Annotated in this window: 21 protein-coding genes; 11 read left to right on the forward strand and 10 right to left on the reverse strand. The window is 70.5% G+C overall.

Annotation, left to right across the window (positions count from 1 at the left end):
* Positions 1–9: 9 nt before the first annotated feature.
* On the reverse strand, positions 10–1707 hold the full coding sequence (locus tag ABZ434_RS10805; RefSeq protein ID WP_359134030.1) for a threonine/serine exporter family protein: 1698 nt from the start codon (positions 1705–1707) through the stop codon (positions 10–12).
* Positions 1708–1848: 141 nt separating this feature from the next.
* Complete coding sequence (locus ABZ434_RS10810) at positions 1849–2343, reverse strand: inorganic diphosphatase (RefSeq protein WP_123525235.1); 495 nt, start codon at positions 2341–2343, stop codon at positions 1849–1851.
* Positions 2344–2474: 131 nt separating this feature from the next.
* On the opposite strand from ABZ434_RS10810, the gene dacB reads away from it, so the two are divergent.
* The 6 genes from dacB to folE all read left to right on the forward strand — a co-directional run bounded on the left by dacB (position 2475) and on the right by folE (position 10018).
* Positions 2475–3935, forward strand: a complete 1461-nt coding sequence (gene dacB, locus ABZ434_RS10815) for a D-alanyl-D-alanine carboxypeptidase/D-alanyl-D-alanine-endopeptidase (RefSeq protein WP_359134033.1) — start codon at positions 2475–2477, stop codon at positions 3933–3935.
* A 49-nt stretch (positions 3936–3984) separates the two neighbouring features.
* Complete coding sequence (locus ABZ434_RS10820; RefSeq protein ID WP_359134037.1) at positions 3985–5118, forward strand: zinc-dependent metalloprotease; 1134 nt, start codon at positions 3985–3987, stop codon at positions 5116–5118.
* A 201-nt stretch (positions 5119–5319) separates the two neighbouring features.
* Positions 5320–6402, forward strand: a complete 1083-nt coding sequence (gene tilS / locus ABZ434_RS10825; RefSeq protein WP_359134038.1) for a tRNA lysidine(34) synthetase TilS — start codon at positions 5320–5322, stop codon at positions 6400–6402.
* Between the two features lie 99 nt (positions 6403–6501).
* Positions 6502–7041, forward strand: a complete 540-nt coding sequence (gene hpt, locus ABZ434_RS10830; protein ID WP_037777945.1) for a hypoxanthine phosphoribosyltransferase — start codon at positions 6502–6504, stop codon at positions 7039–7041.
* Positions 7042–7237: 196 nt separating this feature from the next.
* Positions 7238–9262: an ATP-dependent zinc metalloprotease FtsH gene (ftsH, locus tag ABZ434_RS10835; protein ID WP_359134040.1), complete on the forward strand. Its 2025-nt coding sequence runs from the start codon at positions 7238–7240 to the stop codon at positions 9260–9262.
* Between the two features lie 150 nt (positions 9263–9412).
* Positions 9413–10018, forward strand: a complete 606-nt coding sequence (folE, locus tag ABZ434_RS10840; RefSeq protein ID WP_359134043.1) for a GTP cyclohydrolase I FolE — start codon at positions 9413–9415, stop codon at positions 10016–10018.
* Positions 10019–10058: 40 nt separating this feature from the next.
* Here folE and ABZ434_RS10845 read toward each other — a convergent pair whose 3' ends face one another.
* The 6 genes from ABZ434_RS10845 to ABZ434_RS10870 all read right to left on the reverse strand — a co-directional run bounded on the left by ABZ434_RS10845 (position 10059) and on the right by ABZ434_RS10870 (position 15020).
* A complete protein-coding gene (locus tag ABZ434_RS10845) occupies positions 10059–10541 on the reverse strand; it encodes a DUF3180 domain-containing protein (protein WP_359134047.1) in 483 nt (160 codons plus the stop codon).
* A gap of 87 nt (positions 10542–10628) precedes the next feature.
* On the reverse strand, positions 10629–11240 hold the full coding sequence (gene folK, locus ABZ434_RS10850) for a 2-amino-4-hydroxy-6-hydroxymethyldihydropteridine diphosphokinase (protein WP_359134050.1): 612 nt from the start codon (positions 11238–11240) through the stop codon (positions 10629–10631).
* On the reverse strand, positions 11237–11596 hold the full coding sequence (folB, locus tag ABZ434_RS10855) for a dihydroneopterin aldolase (protein ID WP_326736961.1): 360 nt from the start codon (positions 11594–11596) through the stop codon (positions 11237–11239). Before folB ends, folK begins: the two co-directional genes overlap by 4 nt.
* 212 nt (positions 11597–11808) lie before the next feature.
* Positions 11809–12291, reverse strand: a complete 483-nt coding sequence (locus ABZ434_RS10860) for a nuclear transport factor 2 family protein (protein ID WP_359134053.1) — start codon at positions 12289–12291, stop codon at positions 11809–11811.
* Positions 12288–13085 (reverse strand): dihydropteroate synthase, encoded by a 798-nt coding sequence (gene folP, locus ABZ434_RS10865; RefSeq protein WP_359134193.1) that lies wholly within the window; start codon positions 13083–13085, stop codon positions 12288–12290. Before folP ends, ABZ434_RS10860 begins: the two co-directional genes overlap by 4 nt.
* A 93-nt stretch (positions 13086–13178) precedes the next feature.
* Positions 13179–15020, reverse strand: a complete 1842-nt coding sequence (locus tag ABZ434_RS10870; RefSeq protein WP_359134055.1) for a phosphatidylglycerol lysyltransferase domain-containing protein — start codon at positions 15018–15020, stop codon at positions 13179–13181.
* 140 nt (positions 15021–15160) lie between these two features.
* On the opposite strand from ABZ434_RS10870, the gene ABZ434_RS10875 reads away from it, so the two are divergent.
* Positions 15161–16282 carry an alpha/beta hydrolase-fold protein gene (locus ABZ434_RS10875; RefSeq protein WP_359134058.1) on the forward strand — a complete coding sequence of 374 codons (1122 nt, stop codon included), beginning with the start codon at positions 15161–15163 and terminating at the stop codon, positions 16280–16282.
* 16 nt (positions 16283–16298) lie between these two features.
* On the opposite strand, the gene ABZ434_RS10880 is transcribed toward ABZ434_RS10875, so the two are convergent.
* Positions 16299–17486: a betaine/proline/choline family ABC transporter ATP-binding protein gene (locus ABZ434_RS10880; RefSeq protein WP_359134061.1), complete on the reverse strand. Its 1188-nt coding sequence runs from the start codon at positions 17484–17486 to the stop codon at positions 16299–16301.
* A gap of 129 nt (positions 17487–17615) precedes the next feature.
* Here ABZ434_RS10880 and ABZ434_RS10885 point away from each other — a divergent pair, with 129 nt between their 5' ends.
* The 4 genes from ABZ434_RS10885 (at position 17616) to ABZ434_RS10900 (ending at position 21197) form a co-directional block, all read left to right on the forward strand.
* Complete coding sequence (locus ABZ434_RS10885; protein ID WP_359134064.1) at positions 17616–18329, forward strand: ABC transporter permease; 714 nt, start codon at positions 17616–17618, stop codon at positions 18327–18329.
* Positions 18330–18332: 3 nt separating this feature from the next.
* Positions 18333–19007, forward strand: a complete 675-nt coding sequence (locus tag ABZ434_RS10890; protein ID WP_359134067.1) for an ABC transporter permease — start codon at positions 18333–18335, stop codon at positions 19005–19007.
* A 70-nt stretch (positions 19008–19077) separates the two neighbouring features.
* The gene (locus ABZ434_RS10895) at positions 19078–20061 is read left to right on the forward strand and encodes an ABC transporter substrate-binding protein (protein WP_359134069.1); all 984 of its coding nucleotides are present in this window, start codon (positions 19078–19080) and stop codon (positions 20059–20061) included.
* A gap of 101 nt (positions 20062–20162) precedes the next feature.
* Positions 20163–21197: a hypothetical protein gene (locus tag ABZ434_RS10900; protein ID WP_359134072.1), complete on the forward strand. Its 1035-nt coding sequence runs from the start codon at positions 20163–20165 to the stop codon at positions 21195–21197.
* Between the two features lie 293 nt (positions 21198–21490).
* Here the strand turns inward: ABZ434_RS10900 and ABZ434_RS10905 are convergent, their stop codons facing one another.
* Entirely contained in the window at positions 21491–22633 is a 1143-nt protein-coding gene (locus tag ABZ434_RS10905; RefSeq protein WP_359134074.1) for an NADH-quinone oxidoreductase subunit D, read from the reverse strand.
* Between the last annotated feature and the right edge of the window lie 42 nt (positions 22634–22675).

Here is a 22675-nt window from a genome sequence, read left to right on the forward strand (position 1 = left end):
AGGCCCCCGTCAGAAGCCGCGCGTCCGCTTGGCCGCGCGGCGGTTCGCCCCGCCGACCGCCCCCGGCACCCGCATGAACAGCCGGGAGATCTCGCTTCCCAGATTCACCCCGATCGCGATGGCCAGCGCCGTCGCCACCGCGGTCGACAGGGAGGCGAGCCCCCGGTCCAGCTCGTTCTGCGCGACGCCCAGCAGCCCGAAGTACGTGGCCGACCCGGGCAGCAGCGGGCCGATCGCGGCCGTGATGAACGGCAGCGACGAGGTGTACCGGTAGCGCGAGAACAGCTGCCCGAACAGCCCGACGAGACCGGCCGCCGCGGCGGTGGCCGCCACCGCGGAGAGACCGCCCGTCCGCGCCATCGCCCCGTAGATGACCCAGGCCACGCCGCCGTTGAGGGTCACCGCCAGCACCGTGGACCGTTCCTGCTGGAGCAGGATCGCGAAGGCCAGCGTCAGCACCATCGACGCCAGGATCTGCACCACCGGCCGGTCATGGGAGATGAGCCGCGCCTCCGGATCCAGCTCGGCACCCAGCTGGAGCCCTCCGTAGAGGGCCAGCAGCACCCCGGCGACGATCGCGATGAAGAAGTACATGACCTCCAGCAGTCGCGCCGACGCGGTGATGTAGTAGCCGGTCAGGCCGTCCTGCACACCCGCGACCAGTGCCCGCCCCGGCAGCAGCGCGAACAGCCCACCGGTGATCACCGCCGACGGCCGTACGTCCGACCAGTGGGTGAGCGTCAGGGCCACGCCCATCGCGGCGGGCGGCATCGCCGCCACGACGAACTGGTAGAACTCCGGCAGCCCGCGTCCGGCACAGAGCCAGGCCAGCCGGTCACCGAGCATCGCGCCGAGCGCGGCGATCAGGAACACCAGCGGCCCACCGCCGACCAGTACCGATGCCGCGCCCGCCAGCCCGCCGGCGGCCATGGTGAGCACCCAGCCGGGGTACGGATGCCGGTTGCGGCGGATCTCCGCGAGGCGCCGGTAGGCCTCCTCCAGCGAGATCTCCGCCTCTTCGGTGGTGATGTCGTCGATGAGCCGGAAGACCGCGGCCAGCCGGGTGTAGTCCGTGCCCCGGCGGCGTACGGTCCGGCTCGCCGTCACCGGGTCCTCGACCAGCGACGGCTGGTGCGAGATCGAGAGCAGCGTGAAGGTGACCGTCGGCTCGCAGCGGTCGAGCCCGTAGCTGCGGGTCACCGCGAACATGGCTGCCTCGACGTCCTCGGCCCCCTCACCGCCGGCGAGCAGCAGTTCCCCGATACGCAGGGTCAGGTCGAGCACGCGCGGCACCGCGGGGCCCGCGTCGTCGTGCCGCTGGACCGGTTCGGGCGCCGGGCGGTCGGCGACGGGCATCCGCAGCATCGTGCGCATCCGGTCCTGCCAAGGGGCCTCCTTGGTCAGCCGGATCATCGGAATGCCGTGCGCGGGCGTGAAGGTGGGCGGGGAGTTCCGGGCGTCGTAGGTGCTCGGCGGGGCGAAAGCGGAACCGATCGTGTCCGAGCCGGAAGCGGAACCCGTCCCCGGGCCGGCGGGCGGACCCTGTGGCTCGGGTGTCAGCCCCGACGGCAGGGAGAACTCCGACGTCGGATGGTCTTCGTCCGACGGGCCTGCGGACCTCCCGACCCCGGCGGGCTGGGAGAAGGCGCTGCGCGCCTCGTCGGACTGGGGCTTCTGGTCATCGGGACCGCCCGGTTCCGCCACCACTCGACCTCGCTACTCATCGGCTGCGCGTCTTCGGCTGCGCTCCTGCCCAGTATGGCCACGCTCATGGGCGCGCATGCGAACGGGCGGCGCACCCGTGAAGGTGTGCCGCCCGATGGCGTGCTCAGAACCGCAAGCGGAACGTCAGTGCGCGCCGCCCTGCGCCTCGAGGCGCTTGTACGAGTTCTCGATCTCGGCCTCGGCCTCGACGCGGCCGACCCAGTCGGCGCCCTCGACGGACTTGCCGGGCTCCAGGTCCTTGTAGACCTCGAAGAAGTGCTGGATCTCCAGGCGGTCGAACTCCGACACGTGGTGGATGTCGCGCAGGTGCTCCACCCGGGGGTCGGAGGCCGGCACGCACAGCAGCTTGTCGTCGCCGCCGGCTTCGTCCGTCATCCGGAACATGCCGATCGCGCGGCACTTGATGAGGCAGCCGGGGAAGGTCGGCTCCTCCAGGATGACCAGCGCGTCCAGCGGGTCGCCGTCCTCGCCGAGGGTGTTCTCGACGAAACCGTAGTCCGCCGGGTAGCTGGTCGAGGTGAAGAGTCGACGGTCCAGGCGGATCCGACCGGTCTCGTGGTCCACCTCGTACTTGTTCCGCGAACCCTTCGGGATCTCGATAACGACGTCGAACTCCACGGGTGGCTCCTCCATGATCAACACATACGACTGATGGTTAAGTGTCCCCCACGGAGTTGTGTGCTCGCGAAAGGGGCTGGTCAACGGTGGCCGATCCGGTGAAAAGACCGTCGATCAATCCGTTTTCCACGATGAGCAGGACGGCCCTCACGGACCGCCTGGGCATGCGCAGTGGACTGAGTAACCGGCAGTTCACGGCCGTCTCCGCCGTCCTGGGCCTGGCGCTCGCAGCCGGCGCCGCCTTCGCCGCCGGTCCCTGGGACTCGGGTCAGCGTAAGGCCGAGCAGGACTGGGCGGCTGCCCGGGCCCGTACAGGTGGCGCACATCACGAGCCCGCCGCCCCCTCCGGACCGGCCCCGGCGCCCAGCGCCCCGGCCGTCCTCGCGGCGCTCGGTACCGGCGCGGACAGGTCCGCGCCGGACGCCGCCGTCGCCCCGGACGGAGCAGCGGCCGGACTGCGCGCCGTGCTGGGCCCGCTGCTGAAGGACCCCGCACTCGGCACCCGGCGCAGCGCCGTCGTCATCGACACGGCCACCGGCAAGCGGCTCTACGGGCTGGGCGCCGACGTCCCCATGACGCCCGCGTCCACCGTCAAGATCGCCACCACGGTCGCGGCGCTGACCGCACTGGGCCCGGCCCACCGCATCCCCACGAGCGTCCGGGCCTCCGCCGATCTGCGTACCGTGACGCTGGTCGGCGGCGGCGACCCCACCCTCGACCGGGCGGCCCTGCGCTCCCTGGCCGCCGGCACGGCCCGCGCCCTCAAGGACGGCGGAGTCCGCTCGGTGCGGCTGCGGTACGACACCTCCGGCTACTCCGGGCCCGCACTCCACCCGATCGGCCCCAACGAGAACATCGCCCCCGTGAGCGCCCTGATGATCGACGAGGGACGGCTGGACGACACCTCCAGCGGCCCCGCACCGCGCAGCGACGACCCGGCCCGCGACGCCGCCGACGCCTTCGGCGAACTGCTGGACGAGGCCGGGATCGCCACCGGTGACGGCGCCGCCCCCGCCAGGGCGGCCGCGAAGTCCCGGCCCCTCGCCACACACCTGTCCGCCCCGCTCTCCGCCCTCGTCGAGCGCGCGCTGACCAACAGCGACAACGACATCGCCGAGGCACTCGCCCGCCAGACCGCGATCGCCGCGGGCGAAGCCGCCGACTTCAGCGGCGGCCGACGGGCCGTCGCCGGGCAGCTGAAGAAGCTGGGCCTGCCGCTGAAGGGCGTGGTCGTCGCCGACGGCAGCGGGCTCGACCGCAAGGACAAGGTCACCGCCGCCCTGCTCGCCGGACTTCTCGCCCGCGCGGCGGACCAGGAACACCCGGAGCTGCGGCCCGTCCTCACCGGCCTGCCGGTAGCGGGCTTCAGCGGCACACTCAGCGACCGCTACACCACGAAAACCGGCGGTACCGGGCTGATCCGCGCCAAGACCGGCACGCTCACCGGCGTCAACAGCCTCTCCGGCACGGTCGTCGACCCGCACGGCCGGCTGCTCGCGTTCGCCTTCCTCGCGTCAGGCACCACCGCCCCGTCCGAGGCCCAGTCCGCTCTCGACGCGCTCGCCACCGCACTGGCCGCCGGCCGGCGCTGAGCCGGTCAACACCTCACCGCATCAAGGGCAGAGCACGTACGGTTGACGCATGACGAGCATCGGTGGTGCCGGGATGGTCGACTGGAATCTCGCGGTCGCGACCGCGACCCGGCTAGTGCGGCCGGGTCCCGAGATCAGCCGCGAGGAGGCCCGCGAGGTCGTCGCGGAGCTGCGCAGGCATGCCAAGGCGGCGGAGGAACACGTCCGCTCCTTCACCCGGATGATCCCGGAAGGGACCGAACCGGAGGACACCCCGGTCCTGGTGGTGGACCGGGCGGGCTGGATCAGGGCGAACGTCGCGGGCTTCCGCGAACTGCTGCGCCCCCTCCTGGAGAAGATGGAGGAGCGGCGCGGCGGCGGTGCGGGCGGGGCCGTGCTCGGCGCGGTCGGCTCCAAGGTGACCGGCGTGGAAGTGGGGATGCTGCTGTCGTTCCTGGCCTCACGGGTCCTCGGCCAGTACGAGACGTTCGCTCCCGCCACCCGCGAGCTCCCGGCCTCGGCCGACGGGGGTGGCAGGCTCCTGCTCGTCGCCCCGAACATCGTCCACGTCGAGCGGGAGCTGGAGGTCGATCCGCACGACTTCCGTCTCTGGGTCGCCCTCCACGAGGAGACACACCGCACGCAGTTCACCGCGGTGCCCTGGCTCCGCGACCATCTGCAGGGCGAGATCCAGTCATTTCTCGACGAGACCGACGTCGACCCGATGACCGTGCTCGAACGGCTCCGCGAGGCCGCCCAGTCGCTGGCCGGCGGCCGGCCCGAGGGCGAGGAGGGCGAGGACGGCGGTCGCAGCCTCGTCGAGATCGTCCAGACACCCGCCCAGCGCGAGATCCTCGGCCGGCTCACCGCGGTGATGTCCCTGCTGGAGGGACACGCCGACTACGTGATGGACGGCGTCGGCCCCGAGGTGGTGTCCTCCGTCGGCGAGATCCGGGAGAAGTTCCAGCAGCGCAGGGCGCGTGGCGCGAGCCGCCTCGACCAGGCGCTGCGCAAGCTCCTCGGCCTCGACGCCAAGCTGCGTCAGTACCGCGACGGCGAACGGTTCGTACGCGCGGTGGTCGACGAGGTCGGCATGGACGGTTTCAACCGGGTCTGGACCTCGCCCAACACCCTCCCGACCAAGGCGGAGATCGCCAAACCCGAGGAGTGGATCGCGCGGGTGCACCGTAAGGCAGATTCATGATCACGGCCCGCGCAGAGGGCGGGGACCCGAGGGCAACGCGCCGGTAATCACCCATCCGAGGGACCGTAGGGGCATGGGAAGGCGTGCAATGCTCGATGAACGGCATTGCTCTGTCACCATCGACGCACTCTGAGTGACGGCACTTTTCTCCGTGCCGGCACTCGGAGGCACCTCTCCAGAACTTCACGAAGGGCACCGGACATGGGTCCCCATCCTGCGGTCGCGGCGATACGCCTGGCGGTCCGCCGCGTACTCCACGACGTACTCACCGAATTCGCCGAACAGACCGAACGCACCGGGCGCGCCCCGCAGCCCGAGCTCGCCGAGGCCGGGGTGGGCGGGCGGCGCCCCGCACTTCCCGAACGCACCGATACCCCCCTGGTGCTGGTGGCATGCTCCGGCGGCGCCGATTCCATGGCGCTCGCCTCCGCACTGGCCTTCGAGGCCCGGAAACTCGCCGTCCGGGCCGGCGGCATCACCGTCGACCACGGCCTCCAGAACGGCTCCGACATCCGCGCCACCGAGGTCGTCGGCCGCCTCACCGCCATGGATCTCGACCCGGTCGAGGCCGTCGCCGTGCGCGTCGGTCACGACGGCGGTCCGGAGGCCGCCGCCCGTGACGCCCGCTACGCGGCCCTGGACGCCGCCGCCGAACGACACGGCGCCGCTGCCGTCCTGCTCGGCCACACCCGTGACGACCAGGCGGAGACGGTGCTGCTGGGCCTCGCCCGCGGCTCCGGCATCCGCTCCCTCTCCGGCATGGCCGCAGCGTCCGGGCCGGCCGGCCGCTACCGCCGTCCCTTCCTCCAGCTCGACCGGCAGACCGCCCGCACGGCCTGCCTGGCCCAGTCCCTGCCCGTCTGGGACGACCCGCACAACATCGACCCCGCCTACACCCGTTCCCGGCTGCGCCACGAGGGCCTGCCCGCCCTGGAGAAGGCGCTGGGCAAAGGAGTCGTCGAGGCGCTGGCCCGTACGGCGCAGCTCTCCCGCGACGACGCCGACGCCCTGGACACCTGGGCCGCCGAGGCCGGACGTGATGTACGCGACGACGCGGGCCGGCTGGAGTGCGCCAAACTCCACGCCCTGCCGCCCGCCGTCCGCCGCCGCATCCTGCGCCGCGCGGCCATAGAGGCCGGCTCCCCGGCCGGTTCCCTCTTCGCCCGGCACATCGAGGAGGTCGACCGCCTCATCACCGGCTGGCGGGGCCAGCAGGCCATCAACCTCCCCGGCCGCGTCGAAGCCCTGCGCCAGGGTGGCAGACTGGTGATTCGGCAGAGCTGACGCACAAGCGGCTGACATGCAGGCGAGCGGCCGCGCAGGTCCGGGACACCATCCCGGACCGGGCAGGCAAAGAAAGAGACGCGGGTGAACGAGAAGGACATGGGCACCGACCTTCAGTCGGTGCTCCTCACCAAGGAAGAGATCGACGCGAAGCTCGTCGAGCTGGCCGCGAAGATCGACGCGGAGTACGCGGGCAAGGACCTGCTCCTCGTCGGAGTCCTCAAGGGCGCGGTGATGGTCATGGCGGACCTGGCGCGCGCGCTGTCCACCCCCGTCACCATGGACTGGATGGCAGTCTCCTCGTACGGCGCGGGCACCCAGTCCTCCGGTGTCGTCCGGATCCTCAAGGACCTCGACACCGACATCAAGGGCAAGCACGTCCTGATCGTCGAGGACATCATCGACTCGGGCCTGACGCTGTCCTGGCTGATGTCGAACCTGGGCTCGCGCGAGCCCGCATCGCTGGAGATCTGCACTCTGCTGCGCAAGCCGGACGCGGCGAAGGTCGCGCTCGACTGCAAGTGGGTCGGTTTCGACATCCCCAACGAGTTCGTCGTCGGCTACGGGCTCGACTACGCGGAGAAGTACCGCAACCTCCCCTTCGTCGGCACCCTCGCCCCGCACGTCTACGGCGGCTGACGACGGCAGGGGCGAAACCGCCCCGGCTGCGGGGAACCCTCACCGATTTCCCGCCGTTGAGCCTTCGAAGGCGGGTTTGACAGACGTCCCCGGCAGTCGTCGGTGACAATGCTGGGGTACCGTCCGAAGAACAGTCTTTACTCACAGCAGCATTTACCTACGGGCAGGAGGGACGGGGCGTCTTCGCTCCGTATGGATGGACGTGAAGCGATACTTCCGTGGGCCGGTCATGTGGATCGTGCTGGCCGTCCTCGCCGTGGTCGTGTTGATGAATGTCGTCGGCTCGGGTGGCGGCTACAAGACGGTGGACACCGGCAAGGTGATCCAGGCGATCAGTAAGAACCAGGTGGATGAGGCCAAGCTCACCACCGGTGACGATCACATCATCAAGATCGAACTGAAGAAGGACCAGAAGCTCTCGGGCGAGTCCGGCAGCAAGTTCCAGGCGAGCTACATCGGCAACCAGGGCGTACAGCTCGCCGACATGTTGCAGAAGAAGTTCGAGAGCGGTGACATCGAGAACGGTTACACCGTCTCGCCGTCGAAGCAGTCCCCGTTCGTCTCGATCCTCTTCTCGCTGCTGCCCTTCGTCCTCATCGTGGTCGTCTTCCTGTTTCTGATGAACCAGATGCAGGGTGGCGGCTCCAAGGTCATGCAGTTCGGCAAGTCCAAGGCCAAGCTGATCACCAAGGACACCCCCAAGACGACGTTCGCCGACGTGGCGGGCTCGGACGAGGCGGTCGAGGAACTCCACGAGATCAAGGAGTTCCTGCAGGAGCCGGCGAAGTTCCAGGCCGTCGGCGCCAAGATCCCCAAGGGTGTCCTGCTTTACGGGCCTCCCGGTACGGGCAAGACGCTGCTCGCACGCGCCGTCGCCGGCGAGGCGGGCGTCCCGTTCTACTCGATCTCCGGTTCCGACTTCGTCGAGATGTTCGTCGGTGTCGGTGCCTCCCGTGTCCGTGACCTCTTCGAGCAGGCCAAGGCGAATGCCCCGGCGATCGTCTTCGTCGACGAGATCGACGCTGTCGGCCGGCACCGCGGTGCCGGTATGGGCGGCGGCCACGACGAGCGCGAGCAGACGCTGAACCAGCTGCTCGTGGAGATGGACGGCTTTGACGTGAAGGGTGGCGTCATCCTGATCGCCGCCACGAACCGGCCCGACATCCTCGACCCGGCGCTGCTGCGCCCGGGCCGTTTCGACCGGCAGATCGCGGTCGACCGGCCGGACATGCTGGGCCGTCTGGAGATCCTCAAGGTCCACCAGAAGGGCAAGCCGGTCGCACCGGACGTCGATCTCGGCGCCGTTGCCCGTCGTACGCCCGGTTTCACCGGTGCCGACCTGTCGAACGTGCTGAACGAGGCGGCGCTCCTCACGGCGCGCGGCAATCTGAAGCTGATCGACAACAACATGCTCGACGAGGCCATCGACCGCGTCGTGGCGGGTCCGCAGAAGCGGACCCGGATCATGTCCGAGAAGGAGAAGAAGATCACCGCGTACCACGAGGGCGGACACGCCCTGGTCGCGGCGGCCTCACCTCAGGCGGACCCGGTCCACAAGATCACGATCCTCTCCCGCGGCCGCGCCCTCGGTTACACGATGGTGCTCCCGGAGGAGGACAAGTACTCCACGACGCGCAACGAGATGCTCGACCAGCTGGCTTACATGCTGGGCGGGCGCGCGGCCGAGGAGCTGGTCTTCCACGACCCGACGACCGGCGCTGCGAACGACATCGAGAAGGCCACCGCAACGGCCCGCGCGATGGTCACGCAGTACGGCATGACGGAGCGGCTCGGCGCGATCAAGTTCGGTGGAGACAACACCGAGCCCTTCGTGGGCCGCGAGATGGGCCATCAGCGCGACTACTCGGAAGAGGTCGCCGCGCTGGTCGACGAAGAGGTCAAGAAGCTCATCGAGACCGCGCACAACGACGCGTGGGAGATCCTCGTCGAGAACCGCGACGTTCTGGACGCCCTGGTTCTCCAGCTCCTCGAGAAGGAGACCCTTGGCAAGGCGGAGATCGCCGAGATCTTCGCTCCGATCGTCAAGCGTCCGGCCCGTCCGGCGTGGACCGGCTCCGCCCGGCGCACGCCGTCCACCCGGCCGCCGGTGCTCTCCCCCAAGGAGCTCGCCCTCACCAACGGCGCCACCACGGCGAACGGCTCGGTCACGGACACGGTTCCGGTGACCGAGGCGATCCCCGAGGAGCGTCCCGAGAGCTAGACACCGACCCCGGTGTGGTCCCCGTCACGGGGGCTTCGCCGGGCCCGGAATGGATGCCGCGCCCCCCAGGTTTTAGCCTGTGGGGGCGCGGTTTTTCCGTACACCTGCGCGAATGCGCACGCAGAGACAGTTCAGAGGAACGAGGCACAGATGACCGACCCGGTGACGCTGGACGGCCATGGTCCGATCGGCGAGTTCGACGAGAAGCGCGCCGAGGCGGCCGTACGCGAGCTGCTCCTCGCTGTCGGGGAGAACCCGGACCGGGAGGGACTGCGGGAGACGCCGGGGCGGGTGGCACGGGCGTACAAGGAGATATTCGCGGGCCTGTACCAGGAGCCCGAGGACGTCCTGACGACCACGTTCGACCTGGGTCACGACGAGATGGTGCTGGTCAAGGACATCGAGGTGTTCAGTACCTGTGAACACCACCTGGTGCCGTTCCGCGGGGTGGCGCACGTCGGGTACATCCCGGCGACCAGCGGGAAGATCACCGGGCTGTCGAAGCTGGCCCGGCTGGTGGACGTCTTCGCCCGGCGGCCGCAGGTCCAGGAGCGGCTCACCACGCAGATCGCCGAGTCCCTGATGGAGATTCTGGAGCCGCGCGGCGTCGTCGTCGTCGTGGAGTGCGAGCACATGTGCATGTCGATGCGGGGGATCCGCAAGCCCGGGGCGAAGACGCTGACCTCGGCGGTTCGCGGACAGCTCCGCGACCCCGCGACGCGCGCCGAGGCCATGAGCCTGATCATGGCGCGCTGACGCCCCGGCCGGAACGGGGCGGGGCGGAGGGGGCGGCGCCCTACGCCGCCGCCGCGTTCTTGTTGTCGTCCTCGTCGTCCGGAAGCTTGCAGACGCGCTCCAGGAACAGGGCCGCCGCGATCACCGCGAAGCCGGCCAGGACCGCGAGGCCCGCGTAGATGGCCTGGTCGCGGCGGGGCGGGATGTCGAGGGAGCCGAGCAGGAAGACGCCGGTGCCGCCGTACATCCCGGAGACCAGGGCGGCGACGAGGGCGCTGGCCTGGCCGAAGACCACGGCACGGGCCGCCATCAGGGGCTCGACGCCCTTCGCGCCCGGCCGGCGCTCGCGCTGGGCGCGCAGCCGGGAGCGGATGGAGAGCGCCGTCGCCAGCAGGACCACCGCGATCACCGCGAGCACGACGGGTGCGAAGAGCGGGACGCCCGGCAGGGTGCCGAGGGAGTCCCAGAGGCGGGCCGCGCCCCAGGACAGCACCCCGGCGACGGCGAAGAGGCCGGCCAGTACTCCGAGCCGTAGTTGCTTCACCGGGTGAGCCGCCCTTCGCCGCCTGTGGGTGTCCTGGCCGTGGATGTCCTGGCTTGGATGTCCCGCCTTCTTCTCCGAGCCTAACGACTACTCGGGCAGCCGGAGTTCCAGGTCGGCCCGGGGCAGTACGCCGCCGCGGCCCACACCGGCCAGCAGAGCGGCGACCGGGCCGGCGCCGGGCAGCTGGGCCTCGGGATCCACGTCGTGCCACGGGGCGAGCACGAAGGCGCGCTCACGGGCCCGGGGGTGGGGGAGGGTGAGCTCGGGGTCGTCGGAGACGACGTCGGCGTACGCGACGATGTCCACGTCGATGGTGCGCGGGCCCCAGCGCTCCTCACGGACCCGGTCGAAGGCCTCTTCGATGGCCTGGCCGCGCTCCAGGAGGGAGGACGGGGGAAGCGTCGTCTTCACGACGACGACCGCGTTGAAGTACGACGGCTGGGAGCCGGGGTCGACGCCCCACGGCTCCGTCTCGTACACCGGGGAGACCGCCTTGACCCGGAGGCCCGGAGTGTCCTCCAGGGCGTCGATGGCCCCCTGGAGGGTCTCCAGGCGGTTGCCCAGGTTGGAGCCCAGGGAGATCACGGCGCGTTGCGGGTTGGAGAGGGTGATGTCCGCGGCGTCCACCTGCTCGACCACGGAGGCGGGAACCGGCTGTACGGTCGGGTCGCTCTGCCCCTCGGTAGAAAATGCAGTCATGCTCGGCTCCGGGTGATGGTGACGGTGACGTCGTCGAAGGGGACGGTGATGGGCGCATCCGGCTTGTGGACCACGACCTCCACCTCCTCGACGCCTTCGTGCTTGAGGCACTGCTGGGCGATGCGCTCCGCGAGCGTCTCGATCAGATCGACCGGTTCGCCCTGGACCACGGCGACGACCTCCTCGGCGACCACGCCGTAGTGCACGGTCTTCGTGAGGTCGTCCGCGGCTGCCGCGGGGCGGGTGTCGAGGCCGAGCACCAGGTCCACGATGAACGTCTGTCCCTCTTCCCGTTCCCGGGGAAAGACGCCATGGTGCCCACGGGCCTTGAGGCCGCGCAGCGCGACACGATCCACGCGAATCACTCCTGCTGTTGTTGTCGAAGGGGAACGGAACCACGTGCGGGCGGCCGCGTACCCATTTCCGAATCTACCTGCGCGCGCCGACAGTCCTCCCCCGCGGGGGCTATGGACACGGCGGTACGGGGCTGGTAGCCGCTGATACCCCGATGTGCCCGGTCCCAACCCCGCCGGGCTGTCTTTCGGACCCTCATCGGCGTCGTACCCCCTCAGGACGAGGAGTCCTCGTCCTCCTCCTCGCCGGTTTCGGCCAGTACGGGGGAGCCGTGATGGGACCAGAGCTTCCAGCCGTCCGGAGTGCGGCGGAACACATTGGTCGCGACGACCAGTTGGCCGACGAGAGGCCCCAGCGAGCTGCCCTCCTCGGCGGGACCGCCGCTGAGGATGTTCTCGGTGCAGGTCACCAGGGCGGTGTCGCCCGTCATGGAGACCCCGACGTCGGTCAGGAAGAACTGGATGTACTCGGTGTTCGCCATGATCAGGGCGTAACTGCGCAGCACCTCGCCCCGCCCGGTGAGTACCGGCCAGCCGGGGTGGACGCAGGAGACGGTCAGGTCCTCCCCGGGCAGCCAGAGCCCGGTCAGCCCGTCCAGGTCGCCGCGTTCCATGGCCTCGTAGAACGCGGTGTTGGCCCGCTCGACCGCCTCGATGTCGTCGGCGGCGGAGGGCTGGTCGTCCTGCGGCTCGTTCACGCGGCTCCCTCGACCGCGCGGGCGACCCGGACGGCGTCGGCGGTGGCCCGTACCTCGTGGACCCGGACGGCCCAGGCGCCGGCCCGGGCGGAGAGTGCGGAGATCGCGGCGGTGGCCGCGTCGCGCTCGCGGGCGGGGGGCGGGGTGGAGCCCTCAGCTGCCAGTACGTGCCCCAGGAAGCGCTTCCGCGAGGCGGCGACCAGCAGGGGGCGGCCGAGGCCGTGCAGGGCGTCCAGCCGGGCGATGAGCGACAGGTCGTGTGCGGCGTCCTTGGCGAAACCGAGGCCCGGGTCGATCACGATCCGTTCGGGGGCGACACCCCCGGCGACCACGGCGTCCATCCGCACGCCCAGCTCCTCGACGACCTCGGTGACGACGTCCGCGTAGACCGCCCTGCTGTTCATGGACTCGCTGAAACCGCGCCAGTGCATGACGACGAACGGGACCGAGGCGGCGGCGACGACCGGCACCATGTCCGGGTCGGCGAGCCCGCCGCTCACATCGTTGACCAGCACCGCTCCCGCGGCGACGGCCTGCTCGGCGACCCTGGCCCGCATGGTGTCCACGGAGACCGTGACCCCTTCGGAGGCCAGGCCGCGGACCACCGGGACCACCCGCCGCAGCTCTTCGGACTCGTCCACCCGGCTCGCGCCGGGGCGGGTCGACTCACCGCCGACGTCGACCAGGTCGGCGCCCTCGCCGACCAGGTCGAGGCCGTGCTTGACGGCCGCCGTGGTGTCGAACCAGCGGCCCCCGTCGGAGAAGGAGTCCGGGGTCACGTTGACGACACCCATGACCGCGCAGCGGTCCCACTCCGGCAGGCCCTGCACCGTGCCTCGTCCATGCAACGTACTCATACGACCAGCCTAGGCCCGTACGGAGCGAGGTCACGCCGGGCGGACGCCGTGCTCTCCCGCGTGGGCCCGGACATGCGTACAGGGGCGCCGCCCGCCGGCCGGCAGCCGGCGGGCCAGGGGGCGGGGGAGCGCGAAGTTCACGAATCCCTCGGCCTGCATGGCGGCGAGGGAGATCCGGGGCAGGTCGCGGGCGGTGCGGTAGACCACGAACCGGGGCTCCCAGGAGGGCCGGAACTTGGCGTTGAACTTGTACAGGGACTCGATCTGGAACCAGCGCGACAGGAAGACCAGAAGTCCGCGCCAGACCCGCAGGACCGGCCCGGCCCCCAGCTTCTCGCCGCGGGCCAGGGCGGAACGGAACATCGCGAAGTTCAGCGAGACACGCGTGATGCCGAGCCGGGGCGCGGCCTGCAGGGAGGCGACGATCAGCAGTTCGTTCATCCCCGGGTCCGCGGCGCGGTCGCGGCGCATCAGGTCGAGGGACATCCCGTCGGTGCCCCAGGGGACGAAGTGGAGCACGGCCTTCAGATCGCCGTACGGGGACTGGGCGTCCTGCTCGTCCGCCTTGTGGGCCGTGGCGACGAAGCAGTCCCGGTCGGCGCCGTCGCCGATCCGGCCGAGCGCCATGGAGAAACCGCGCTCGGTGTCCGTGCCGCGCCAGTCGGCGGCGGCCCGCCGGATGCGGGCCAGTTCGGCCTCGCCGATGTCGGCCACGCGCCGGACCCGCGTCTCGTATCCACCGCGCTCAATGCGCTTCACCATCTGGCGCACATTGCGCATCGCGCGTCCGGCGAGCGAGAAATCCGCGACGTCCACCACCGCCTCGTCGCCCAGTTCCAGGGCGTCGAGTCCGGTCTCGCGGGTCCAGACCTCGCCGCCGGTCTCGCTGCAGCCCATCACGGCGGGGGTCCAGGAGTGCGCCCTGGCCTCGTCCATGAAGCGTTCGATGGCGCCGGGCCAGGCCTCCACGTCGCCGATCGGGTCGCCGCTGGCCAGCATCACCCCGGACACCACGCGGTAGCAGACGGCGGCCTTGCCGCTCGGCGAGAAGACCACGGCCTTGTCGCGGCGGAGTGCGAAGTGGCCCAGTGAGTCGCGGCCGCCGTGCCGCTCCAGCAGGGTGCGCAGCCGGGCCTCGTCGTGCTCGGTGAGACGGGCGGCCGGGTGCTCGGGCCGGAAGGCGAGGTAGATGGTGGTGACGGCGGTCAACAGCCCGAGCGCGCCCAGCGAGTAGGCCACGGTCCAGGAGGTGTCGCCGGCGTAGTCGACCGGGCCCTCGAAGCCGAACAGCCCGTACAGCACGTGCTGGAGCCGGTCGGCGATGCTGGGGTTACCGACCAGGCGGCCCGGGTGGACGCTGACGATGACCAGACCGAGCCCGAGCGACCCCGCGCCGAGCAGGACGAAGTTGGCCAGTGCCCTCCAACGGCTGCGCGGGTCCGGGAGCGCGGCGAATTCACTCCGGTGGCGCACCAGCAGGTAACACAACGTCAGCGAGACGACGGCGCCCAGGACCGAGTGCCGGTAGGCGAACTGGGCCACCGCACCGGCCGGGAGCAGGACGACGGCGGCCCGCCAGGCCCGGCGCTTGTGCCGCTTCAGGCCGTGGGCCAGGAGCAGCAGAAGGACGCCGGCGCTCAGTGAGAGCGCGGCGGCGAAGGGCCCGAGAGCGCCGGGGAGCACCTCGGCGAGGGTGTGCATCCGGCTGTGCCGGAAGCGCGGGAAGACACCCGCGGCGACGTCGATCAGGCCGACGGCGGTGCAGGCGGTGCCGACGAGCGTCGGCACGGTCTCGGGCCGCGGTCCGTGTACGAACCTGCGTACACCATTCGGAACCGATCCCGATTTATCCCCATCTAGCGTGACAGACATCGCTTCCCGTGGTTCCGCGAGAGATTCTTGGAGTCCGTCGGCCGGAGCCCTGCGGACGATGTGCGACCTCTAGGACGAGGCTTCCGGGCCGCGGGTTCACCCGCAGCCCGGAAATTTCCTGACAAGAAAGTTCTACCGCCATGGGCCTTACCGGCAACGCAGTGCTGATCCTGGCGATCGCGCTGGCCGCCCTGCTGTTCGCCGCCACGATCTGGTTCTGGCCGAGGCTCGCCCGGCGCGGGGTCTCCGTGGTGCTGGGCAGGGTGGGTCTGCTGCTGGCGACCCAGGTTGCGGTCTTCGTCTCCGTCGGTCTGATGGCCAACAACTCGTTCCTCTTCTACGGCTCCTGGGCCGACCTGTTCGGCCGGAAGCAGGAGCTGGGAGTCGTGACCGACCACGCCCAGGGGACCCTGGCGGAGAAGAACATCGTCCGGGTGGGGACGCAGCGGCCCGACGTGCCGGGGGGCTCCCGGCCCGCTGCCGCCGGGAGGATCGACAAGGTCGTGATCGCCGGGCGGAGCTCGGGGATCGAGACCTCGGCGTACGTGTACCTGCCGCCGGAGTACTTCCAGGAGGCGTACGCCCGACGGAAGTTCCCCGCTCTCGTGGTGCTCACCGGCTACCCGGGTACCTCGGAGAACCTCATCAAGGGGCTCGCCTACCCCAAGACATCACTCGAACGGGTGCGGGCGGGCCGCTCGCAGCCGATGGTCCTGGTGATGCTGCGGCCGACCCTGGCGCCGCCGCGGGACACCGAGTGCGTCGACATAGAGGGCGGGCCGAAGACCGAGACGTTCTTCGCGGACGACCTGCCGCCCGCGATCTCCGCCGCGTACCGGGTCGGGCGGCATGCCCGCAACTGGGGCATCATCGGCAACTCGACCGGTGGCTACTGCGCCTTGAAGATCGGCCTGCACCATCCGGCACGCTTCACGGCGAGCGCGGGGCTCTCCGCGTACTACAAGGCGGCCGAGGACCCGACGACCGGTGATCTGTTCCATGGCGACCGGCGGGCCCGCGAGCGTGCCGACCTGCTGTGGTCCCTGGACCACCGGCCGCAGCCCGACTCGTCCTTCCTGGTGACGACGTCCCGCCGGGGCGAGTCGAACTACGCCGACACGCGGAAGTTCCTGGCCAAGGTGAAGCGGCCCGCCCAGGTCTCGTCGATCGTGCTCGACAGCGGGGGGCACAACTTCAACACCTGGCGGCGGGAGATCCCCGCCGCCCTGGAGTGGATGAGCAGCCGGCTCAGCGAGAACTGAGCCGGGCCCGGCGGTTTCAGCCGCGCGCGCTCTTCGCGACCCCCGCCACGGTCTCGACGGCCACCTCGGCGCGCGGGACCGCCCGGTCGTCCGCGCTGACGGAACGCCGCAGCGCCTCGTGCAGGCGGGACGGGGTGAGCACGCCCAGGAACCGGCCCTCGCTCTGTGCGTCGACGACCGCGACCCAGCCGGCGTCGTGCTGGAGCATGGTGGCGAACGCCTGCTTGAGCGGTGCGCCGACGGGCAGCCAGGCCTCCATCCGGCGGGCGTGCTCGCGCACCGTGCCCCCGCCCCCGGGGAGCGCGTCACCGGCCGGGATCCAGCCGTGCAGCCGGCCGTCGCCGTCCAGCACCACCGCCCACCGGGCGCCGTCCGCGCGCAGCCGCTCGGTCGCCTCGGCCAGCGGGTCGTCGAGGTGGACGACCGGCGGACGGTCGAGGTCGCCCTCCTCGACGGGGGTGACCGAGAGCCGTTTGAGCCCGCGGTCAGCACCGACGAAGTCGGCGACGTAGTCCGTGGCGGGGGCTCCGAGGACGGTGGCCGGTGAGTCGAACTGCTCGATCGAGCCCTGCCCGTAGACGGCGATGCGGTCGCCGAGCCGGACGGCCTCCTCGATGTCGTGCGTGACGAACAGCACGGTTTTGCGGACCTGGGCCTGGAGGCGCAGGAATTCGTTCTGCAGCCGTTCCCTGACCACCGGGTCGACCGCGCCGAAAGGTTCGTCCATCAGCAGCACCGGCGGGTCGGCGGCCAATGCCCGGGCGACGCCGACGCGTTGGCGCTGGCCTCCGGACAGCTGTTCCGGATATCGGTCGCCATAAACGGAAGGGTCGAGTCCGACCAGGTCGAGGAGTTCCGCGGCTCGGGCGAGGCCCTTTCCGCGTTTCCAGCCCAGGAGGTGGGGGACGGTCGCGGTGTTCTCCAGCACCGTCCGGTGCGGAAACAGACCGACCTGCTGGATCACATAGCCGATGCGCCGGCGCAGTTGGACGGGGTCGATGGCGGATACGTCGTCCCCGTCGAGGAATATCCGGCCCTCGGTCGGTTCGATCAGCCGGTTCACCATCTTCATGGTGGTGGTCTTGCCGCAGCCCGACGGTCCGACGAGCGTGACCAGTTCACCTTCGGCGACCTCGAAGGAAAGGTCGTCGACGGCGGTGGTGCCGTCCGCATACCGCTTGGTGACGTGCTCGAAACGGATCATGGTTCCCCATTGTCGCGCGTGTTCTGTGAAGGACGTGTTGCTGGAATACAACGGCCTCGGCGATTGTCAGTGGTCGAGGATAGGCTCGCCGGACATCAGTACGAGAGGCGATCGGGAGGTGGGGGGCGGATGGCCGGACAGAACTGCCTGGTGACGAACGACTGGATCTGCGGGGAGTATCTCCGTTCCCGCAGCCAGGAGTTGACCGATGCGACGGTCCAGCACATCTGGATCACCGCTGTCTCGGTGGCGATCGGGGTCGCCGTGGCCTTTCCGCTGGCGCTGCTCGCCCGTCGGGGCCGCCACTTCGCCGGACCCGTGCTCGGTCTGACGACGGTGCTCTACACGGTGCCGTCGCTCGCGATGTTCTCGCTCCTGCTGCCACTGTTCGGGCTCTCCGCGGCGCTCGTCGTCACCGGGCTCGTGCTGTATTCGCTGACCATTCTCGTGCGGAACATCCTGGCGGGACTCCAGGCGGTTCCGCAGGAGGCGAAGGAAGCCGCCCGGGGGATGGGGTACGGGCCGGTGAGGCTGCTGTGGGAGGTCGAACTACCTCTTGCGATGCCTGCGTTGATGGCAGGGATACGGATCGCCACGGTGTCCACGATCGCACTGACCACGGTCGGGTCGATCGTCGGCCGGGGCGGTCTGGGCAATCTCATAGAGGACGCGCTGCCGAGCTTCTTCAAGGCCCAGGTGCTGGCGGCCTCGGTGCTCTGTGTGCTGCTCGCGGTGGTCGCGGATCTGCTGCTGCTCGGTGTGCAGCGGCTGCTGACCCCCTGGACCCGGATACCGGCCGCCCGTGACACCGTGGGCGTGCCCGTTCCGGCGAAGGCGGGCTGAGCCATGGGCGTTCTCGGCGAGGCCTGGACCTGGCTCACCACCGGTGCCAACTGGTCGGGGGAGAGCGGGGTGGCCCACCGGCTCGGCGAGCACCTCTACGTCAGCGGGGTGGCGCTCGCCCTGTCCATCGCCATCGCACTGCCCATCGCCCTGTATCTGGGACACATCGGGAAGGGCGGTGCGCTCGCCGTCAACATCTCCAACGTGGGGCGGGCGATCCCGGTCTTCGCGGTGCTGGCCCTCTTCATGGTGTCGCCGCTGCGCAACGCGGGATACATACCGACGATCATCGCCCTGGTGCTCTTCGCCGTGCCGCCGCTGCTGACCAACGCCTACGTCGGGATGACGGAGGTGGACCGTTCGGTGGCGGAGGCCGCTCGGGGAATGGGCATGTCGGGCGGCCAGCTCTTCCTCCGCGTCGAACTCCCCCTGGCCTACCCCATGATCATGACCGGTCTGCGTTCGGCCGCGGTGCAGGTAGTGGCCACCGCGACGATCGCCGCGATGGTCGGCCAGGGCGGCCTCGGCCGGATCATCACCGCCGGCTTCAACACGTACAACACCCCGCAGGTGGTCGCCGGGGCCCTGCTGGTCGCCGTACTGGCACTGCTGGTGGAGACGGCACTGGTCGGCGTCGACCGGTTGCTGTCACCACTGCGCCGCCGCCGGACTGCATGAGGGTCCGGCCGCCCCACCCAACCGATAACGCTTATTGCATATGGCCTCGTTGCCGTGGACGGAGAACAGTATGAGCAGGACCTCGCGCCTGGCCGGCGCGGTCATCGGCATCGTGGCGCTCGCGGGCTCGCTCGCCGCCTGCGGTGGCGACAGCCTGGAGAAGGACAAGGACGGTTCCGGGGCATCCGCGGACAAGGGCTCGGGGAAGAAGGGCGCGCTGGTCGTCGGCGCCGCCGCCTTCACCGAGTCCAAGGTGCTCGCGGAGCTGTACGCCGGCGTGCTGTCCGACGCCGGCTACAGCACCTCGGTCACCACCGTGAAGAACCGCGAACTCTACGAACCGTCGCTGGAGAAGGGCGAGATCGACGTCGTACCGGAATACGCGGCCACCATCGCGGAATTCCTCAACGCCAAGGTGAACGGGGCGAAGGCGGCCGAGTCGAAGCCGGTCGCCTCGGGCGACACCGCGGCCACGGTCGCCGCCCTGGAGAAGCTCGCCACCCCGCGCGGGCTGAAGGTGCTGCCGGCCGGTGCGGCCGTCGACCAGAACGCCTTCGCGGTCACCAAGGAATTCGCCGACAAGAACAAGCTCAAGACCCTTTCGGATCTCGGCGCCTCCAAGATCAAGGTGAAGATCGCGGCGGGTGACGAGTGCGAGGTGCGGCCCTTCTGCGCACCCGGGCTGAAGAAGACGTACGGCATCGATGTCACCGGCATCGACCCCAAGGGCGTCGGTACCCCCCAGTCCAAGCAGGCGGTCAAGGACGGCAAGGACCAGCTGGTCCTCACCACCACCACGGACGCGGTGCTGGACACCTTCGGGCTTGTCTTCCTGGAGGACGACAAGAAGCTCCAGAACGCGGACAACGTGCTGCCCGTCCTCAATGCCGAGGACGCCGGTGCCCAGGACATCGCCGACGCACTCGGCAAGCTCACCGACGCGCTCACCACACAGGATCTGGCGGAGCTGAACCGCAAGGTCGACGCCGAGCGCGCCAAGCCTGCGGATGTGGCCAAGGAATACCTGGAGACGAAAGGTCTGATCAAGAAGTAGCAAGGCCGAAATGAGCGATTCAGGGGCCGTCAGGTAACTGGCGGGGAACAGATTGCCGGGCGGCCCCCCAAGCAGACCGTACGCACGGTAAATTTCAGGCCATGCCACGTGGACGCCATCGCCATTCGCCACCTCTGCACAGAATCCTTCCGCCTTCGGTCGTCGCCGGAGCGGCGGCCCTCTGTGCCGCGGGAGCCTGGCTGCTCGCCGAGCCCCTGGTCCTGCGCGGACTGGTCGCCGCCGCGGCGGCCGCCGCCGTTACCGGCGCGTATCTGATGCGCAGCTGGGACCGGGAGGCGGGCCGTCGCGTCGCGGAGCTGACGCGCGCCCGCGTCAGTGACGAATGGCGCGCCGAGGAACGCGTGGCGGAGCTGGAAGCCGATCTGGAGGAGTCGCGCGAGCTGCGCGCCCGTCTGGAGACGAAGCTGCGCCGCAAGCGCGTGGAGCTCGCCGGGCTGCGGGGCGAGCACGCCGCGCTGCTGCGGCGGTACGCCAACGCGGAGACCGAGCGTGCCAGTGTGCTGGAGAGCCGCAGGCAGCTCGCGCTGGAGGCCTCCGCCCCGCCCCGTGAACTGCCCGCCGCGCGCAGCACCCCCACCCCGTCCGCGTATCTGCGAGCCGCCCAGGCTCTCGACGACCTCTCGCGCAACGGAGCGCTCCAGGAGGCCCGGCGCACCGCCGAGCAGGCCAGGAAGCGCGATCTCGCGGAGCGGGCCAGGGAAGCGGAGGAGCCGCGGGGGAAGCATGCGGCGGCCGCGGACTCGCCGGTTCCCGCCGGGCAGGCGGGCGCCGAGCAGCACCGCCGCCCGCAGACCGCCCTGCCGGCGACCCGGCCGGACCGGGCCCTGCCCGCCCCGCGTCCGGTGCCGGCCGCCAGCGCGGTCGTTCCGTACGCGGCGGCCCGACGCCATCTGGTGCCGCAGGGCAGCTTCGACTTCTTCGGTACGCAGAAGGCGCACGCCGCGATCGAGTCCGTGCAGAACGAGGACCTCGCCGACGTGGTGGGCGAGGAGGCGCTGGCCGCGCACCGCACGGGCACGGCCAAGAACCGGGCCGTCGGCAAGGTCATCGACCTGACCGCGCACGACGAGACCGAACAACTGGACGTGGCACAGCTGCGCAGCGCGATCTCGTAGCGGGGCGGGCGCGCGGGCCGTGCGGCCTGCTGCGCCGGCCGCAGGCGTGCCGTTGTCGCCGGCCACATGCCGATGTCTCCGACTCCGTGCCGATGCTGCCGTGCGCGGACTGCGGGTCGATGTCGATGGCCCCGTCGACGAACTGCGTGCCGGGGCCGCCGTGGACTGCCTGCGCGTGCCGGGGTCGCCGTCGGTGGTGCCGCAGACGAACGGGTGCCAAGGCTGCCGTAGTCGAACTGCGCGCCGAGGCCGCCGTCGACGGACTGCATGCCGAGGTCGCCTACGGCGTAGGACTACTTGTCGATGTCGCCGACGACGAAGAACAGCGAACCGAGAATCGCCACCATGTCGGCGACGAGCGTGCCCGGCAGCAGTTCGGTGAGCGCCTGGATGTTGTTGAACGAGGCGGAGCGGAGCTTCAGCCGGTACGGGGTCTTCTCGCCCTTGGACACCAGGTAGTAGCCGTTGACGCCGAGAGGGTTCTCGGTCCAGGCATAGGTGTGGCCCTCGGGGGCCTTCAGGACCTTGGGCAGCCGCTGGTTGATCGGTCCGGGCGCCAGGCCGGCCATCCGGTCCAGGCACGCGTCCGCCAGGTCCAGCGCGTTGTGCGTCTGATCCAGCAGGCATTCGAACCGGGCCAGGCAGTCGCCCTCGGCACGGGTGACGACCTTCAGGGTGTCCTGGAGCTCCCCGTACGCGAGGTACGGCTCGTCGCGCCGCAGGTCGAAGTCCACGCCCGAGGCGCGGGCGATCGGCCCGGACACCCCGTAGGCGTGCACGGCCTCGGCCGACAGCACCCCCACCCCACGGGTACGGCCCCGGAAGATCTCGTTGCCGAGCACCAGCTTGTCGTAGACGTCCATCCGGGACCGGACCGAGGCGACGGCGTCCCGGGCGCGGCCGAGCCAGCCCGCCGGGAGGTCCTCCTTTAGGCCGCCGACCCGGTTGAACATGTAGTGCATCCGGCCGCCGGAGACCTCCTCCATCACGGCCTGGAGCTCCTCGCGCTCCCGGAACGCGTAGAAGACCGGCGTGATCCCGCCGAGCTCCAGCGGGTACGAGCCGAGGAACATCAGGTGGTTGAGGACCCGGTTCAGCTCGGCGAGCAGGGTCCGCGTCCAGACCGCGCGCTCCGGCACCTCCATGCCGAGCATCCGCTCGACGGCCATCACGACGCCCAGTTCGTTGGAGAACGCCGACAGCCAGTCGTGGCGGTTGGCGAGCATCACGATCTGCCGGTAGTCGCGGGCCTCGAAGAGCTTCTCCGCGCCGCGGTGCATGTAACCGATGACCGGTTCGGCGTGCTGGATGCGTTCGCCGTCCAGGACGATGCGCAGACGGAGCACGCCGTGGGTGGAGGGGTGCTGGGGGCCGATGTTGAGCACCATGTCCGTGCTCTCCGCCGCGCCGCCGATGCCGACTGTCGTCTCCGTCATGCGGGACAGTATCGCCTGCGGCGCGTGGTCCCGGGGAGCTGC

Origin of the sequence: Streptomyces sp. NPDC005761 (assembly GCF_040630635.1) — a bacterium.
Classification (GTDB): Bacteria; Actinomycetota; Actinomycetes; order Streptomycetales; family Streptomycetaceae; genus Streptomyces.

What these genes read in the sequence shown, in the direction of transcription:
- dacB (WP_359134033.1), top strand. Translation starts at nt 2,475, where the DNA reads ATGAGCAGGACGGCCCTCACGGACCGCCTGGGCATGCGCAGTGGACTG.
- ABZ434_RS10820 (WP_359134037.1), top strand. Translation starts at nt 3,985, where the DNA reads ATGACGAGCATCGGTGGTGCCGGGATGGTCGACTGGAATCTCGCGGTC.
- tilS (WP_359134038.1), top strand. Translation starts at nt 5,320, where the DNA reads ATGGGTCCCCATCCTGCGGTCGCGGCGATACGCCTGGCGGTCCGCCGC.
- hpt (WP_037777945.1), top strand. Translation starts at nt 6,502, where the DNA reads ATGGGCACCGACCTTCAGTCGGTGCTCCTCACCAAGGAAGAGATCGAC.
- ftsH (WP_359134040.1), top strand. Translation starts at nt 7,238, where the DNA reads ATGGACGTGAAGCGATACTTCCGTGGGCCGGTCATGTGGATCGTGCTG.
- folE (WP_359134043.1), top strand. Translation starts at nt 9,413, where the DNA reads ATGACCGACCCGGTGACGCTGGACGGCCATGGTCCGATCGGCGAGTTC.
- folK (WP_359134050.1), bottom strand. Translation starts at nt 11,240, where the DNA reads ATGACTGCATTTTCTACCGAGGGGCAGAGCGACCCGACCGTACAGCCG.
- folP (WP_359134193.1), bottom strand. Translation starts at nt 13,085, where the DNA reads ATGGGTGTCGTCAACGTGACCCCGGACTCCTTCTCCGACGGGGGCCGC.
- ABZ434_RS10870 (WP_359134055.1), bottom strand. Translation starts at nt 15,020, where the DNA reads ATGTCTGTCACGCTAGATGGGGATAAATCGGGATCGGTTCCGAATGGT.
- ABZ434_RS10875 (WP_359134058.1), top strand. Translation starts at nt 15,161, where the DNA reads ATGGGCCTTACCGGCAACGCAGTGCTGATCCTGGCGATCGCGCTGGCC.
- ABZ434_RS10880 (WP_359134061.1), bottom strand. Translation starts at nt 17,486, where the DNA reads ATGATCCGTTTCGAGCACGTCACCAAGCGGTATGCGGACGGCACCACC.
- ABZ434_RS10885 (WP_359134064.1), top strand. Translation starts at nt 17,616, where the DNA reads ATGGCCGGACAGAACTGCCTGGTGACGAACGACTGGATCTGCGGGGAG.
- ABZ434_RS10890 (WP_359134067.1), top strand. Translation starts at nt 18,333, where the DNA reads ATGGGCGTTCTCGGCGAGGCCTGGACCTGGCTCACCACCGGTGCCAAC.
- ABZ434_RS10895 (WP_359134069.1), top strand. Translation starts at nt 19,078, where the DNA reads ATGAGCAGGACCTCGCGCCTGGCCGGCGCGGTCATCGGCATCGTGGCG.
- ABZ434_RS10900 (WP_359134072.1), top strand. Translation starts at nt 20,163, where the DNA reads ATGCCACGTGGACGCCATCGCCATTCGCCACCTCTGCACAGAATCCTT.
- ABZ434_RS10905 (WP_359134074.1), bottom strand. Translation starts at nt 22,633, where the DNA reads ATGACGGAGACGACAGTCGGCATCGGCGGCGCGGCGGAGAGCACGGAC.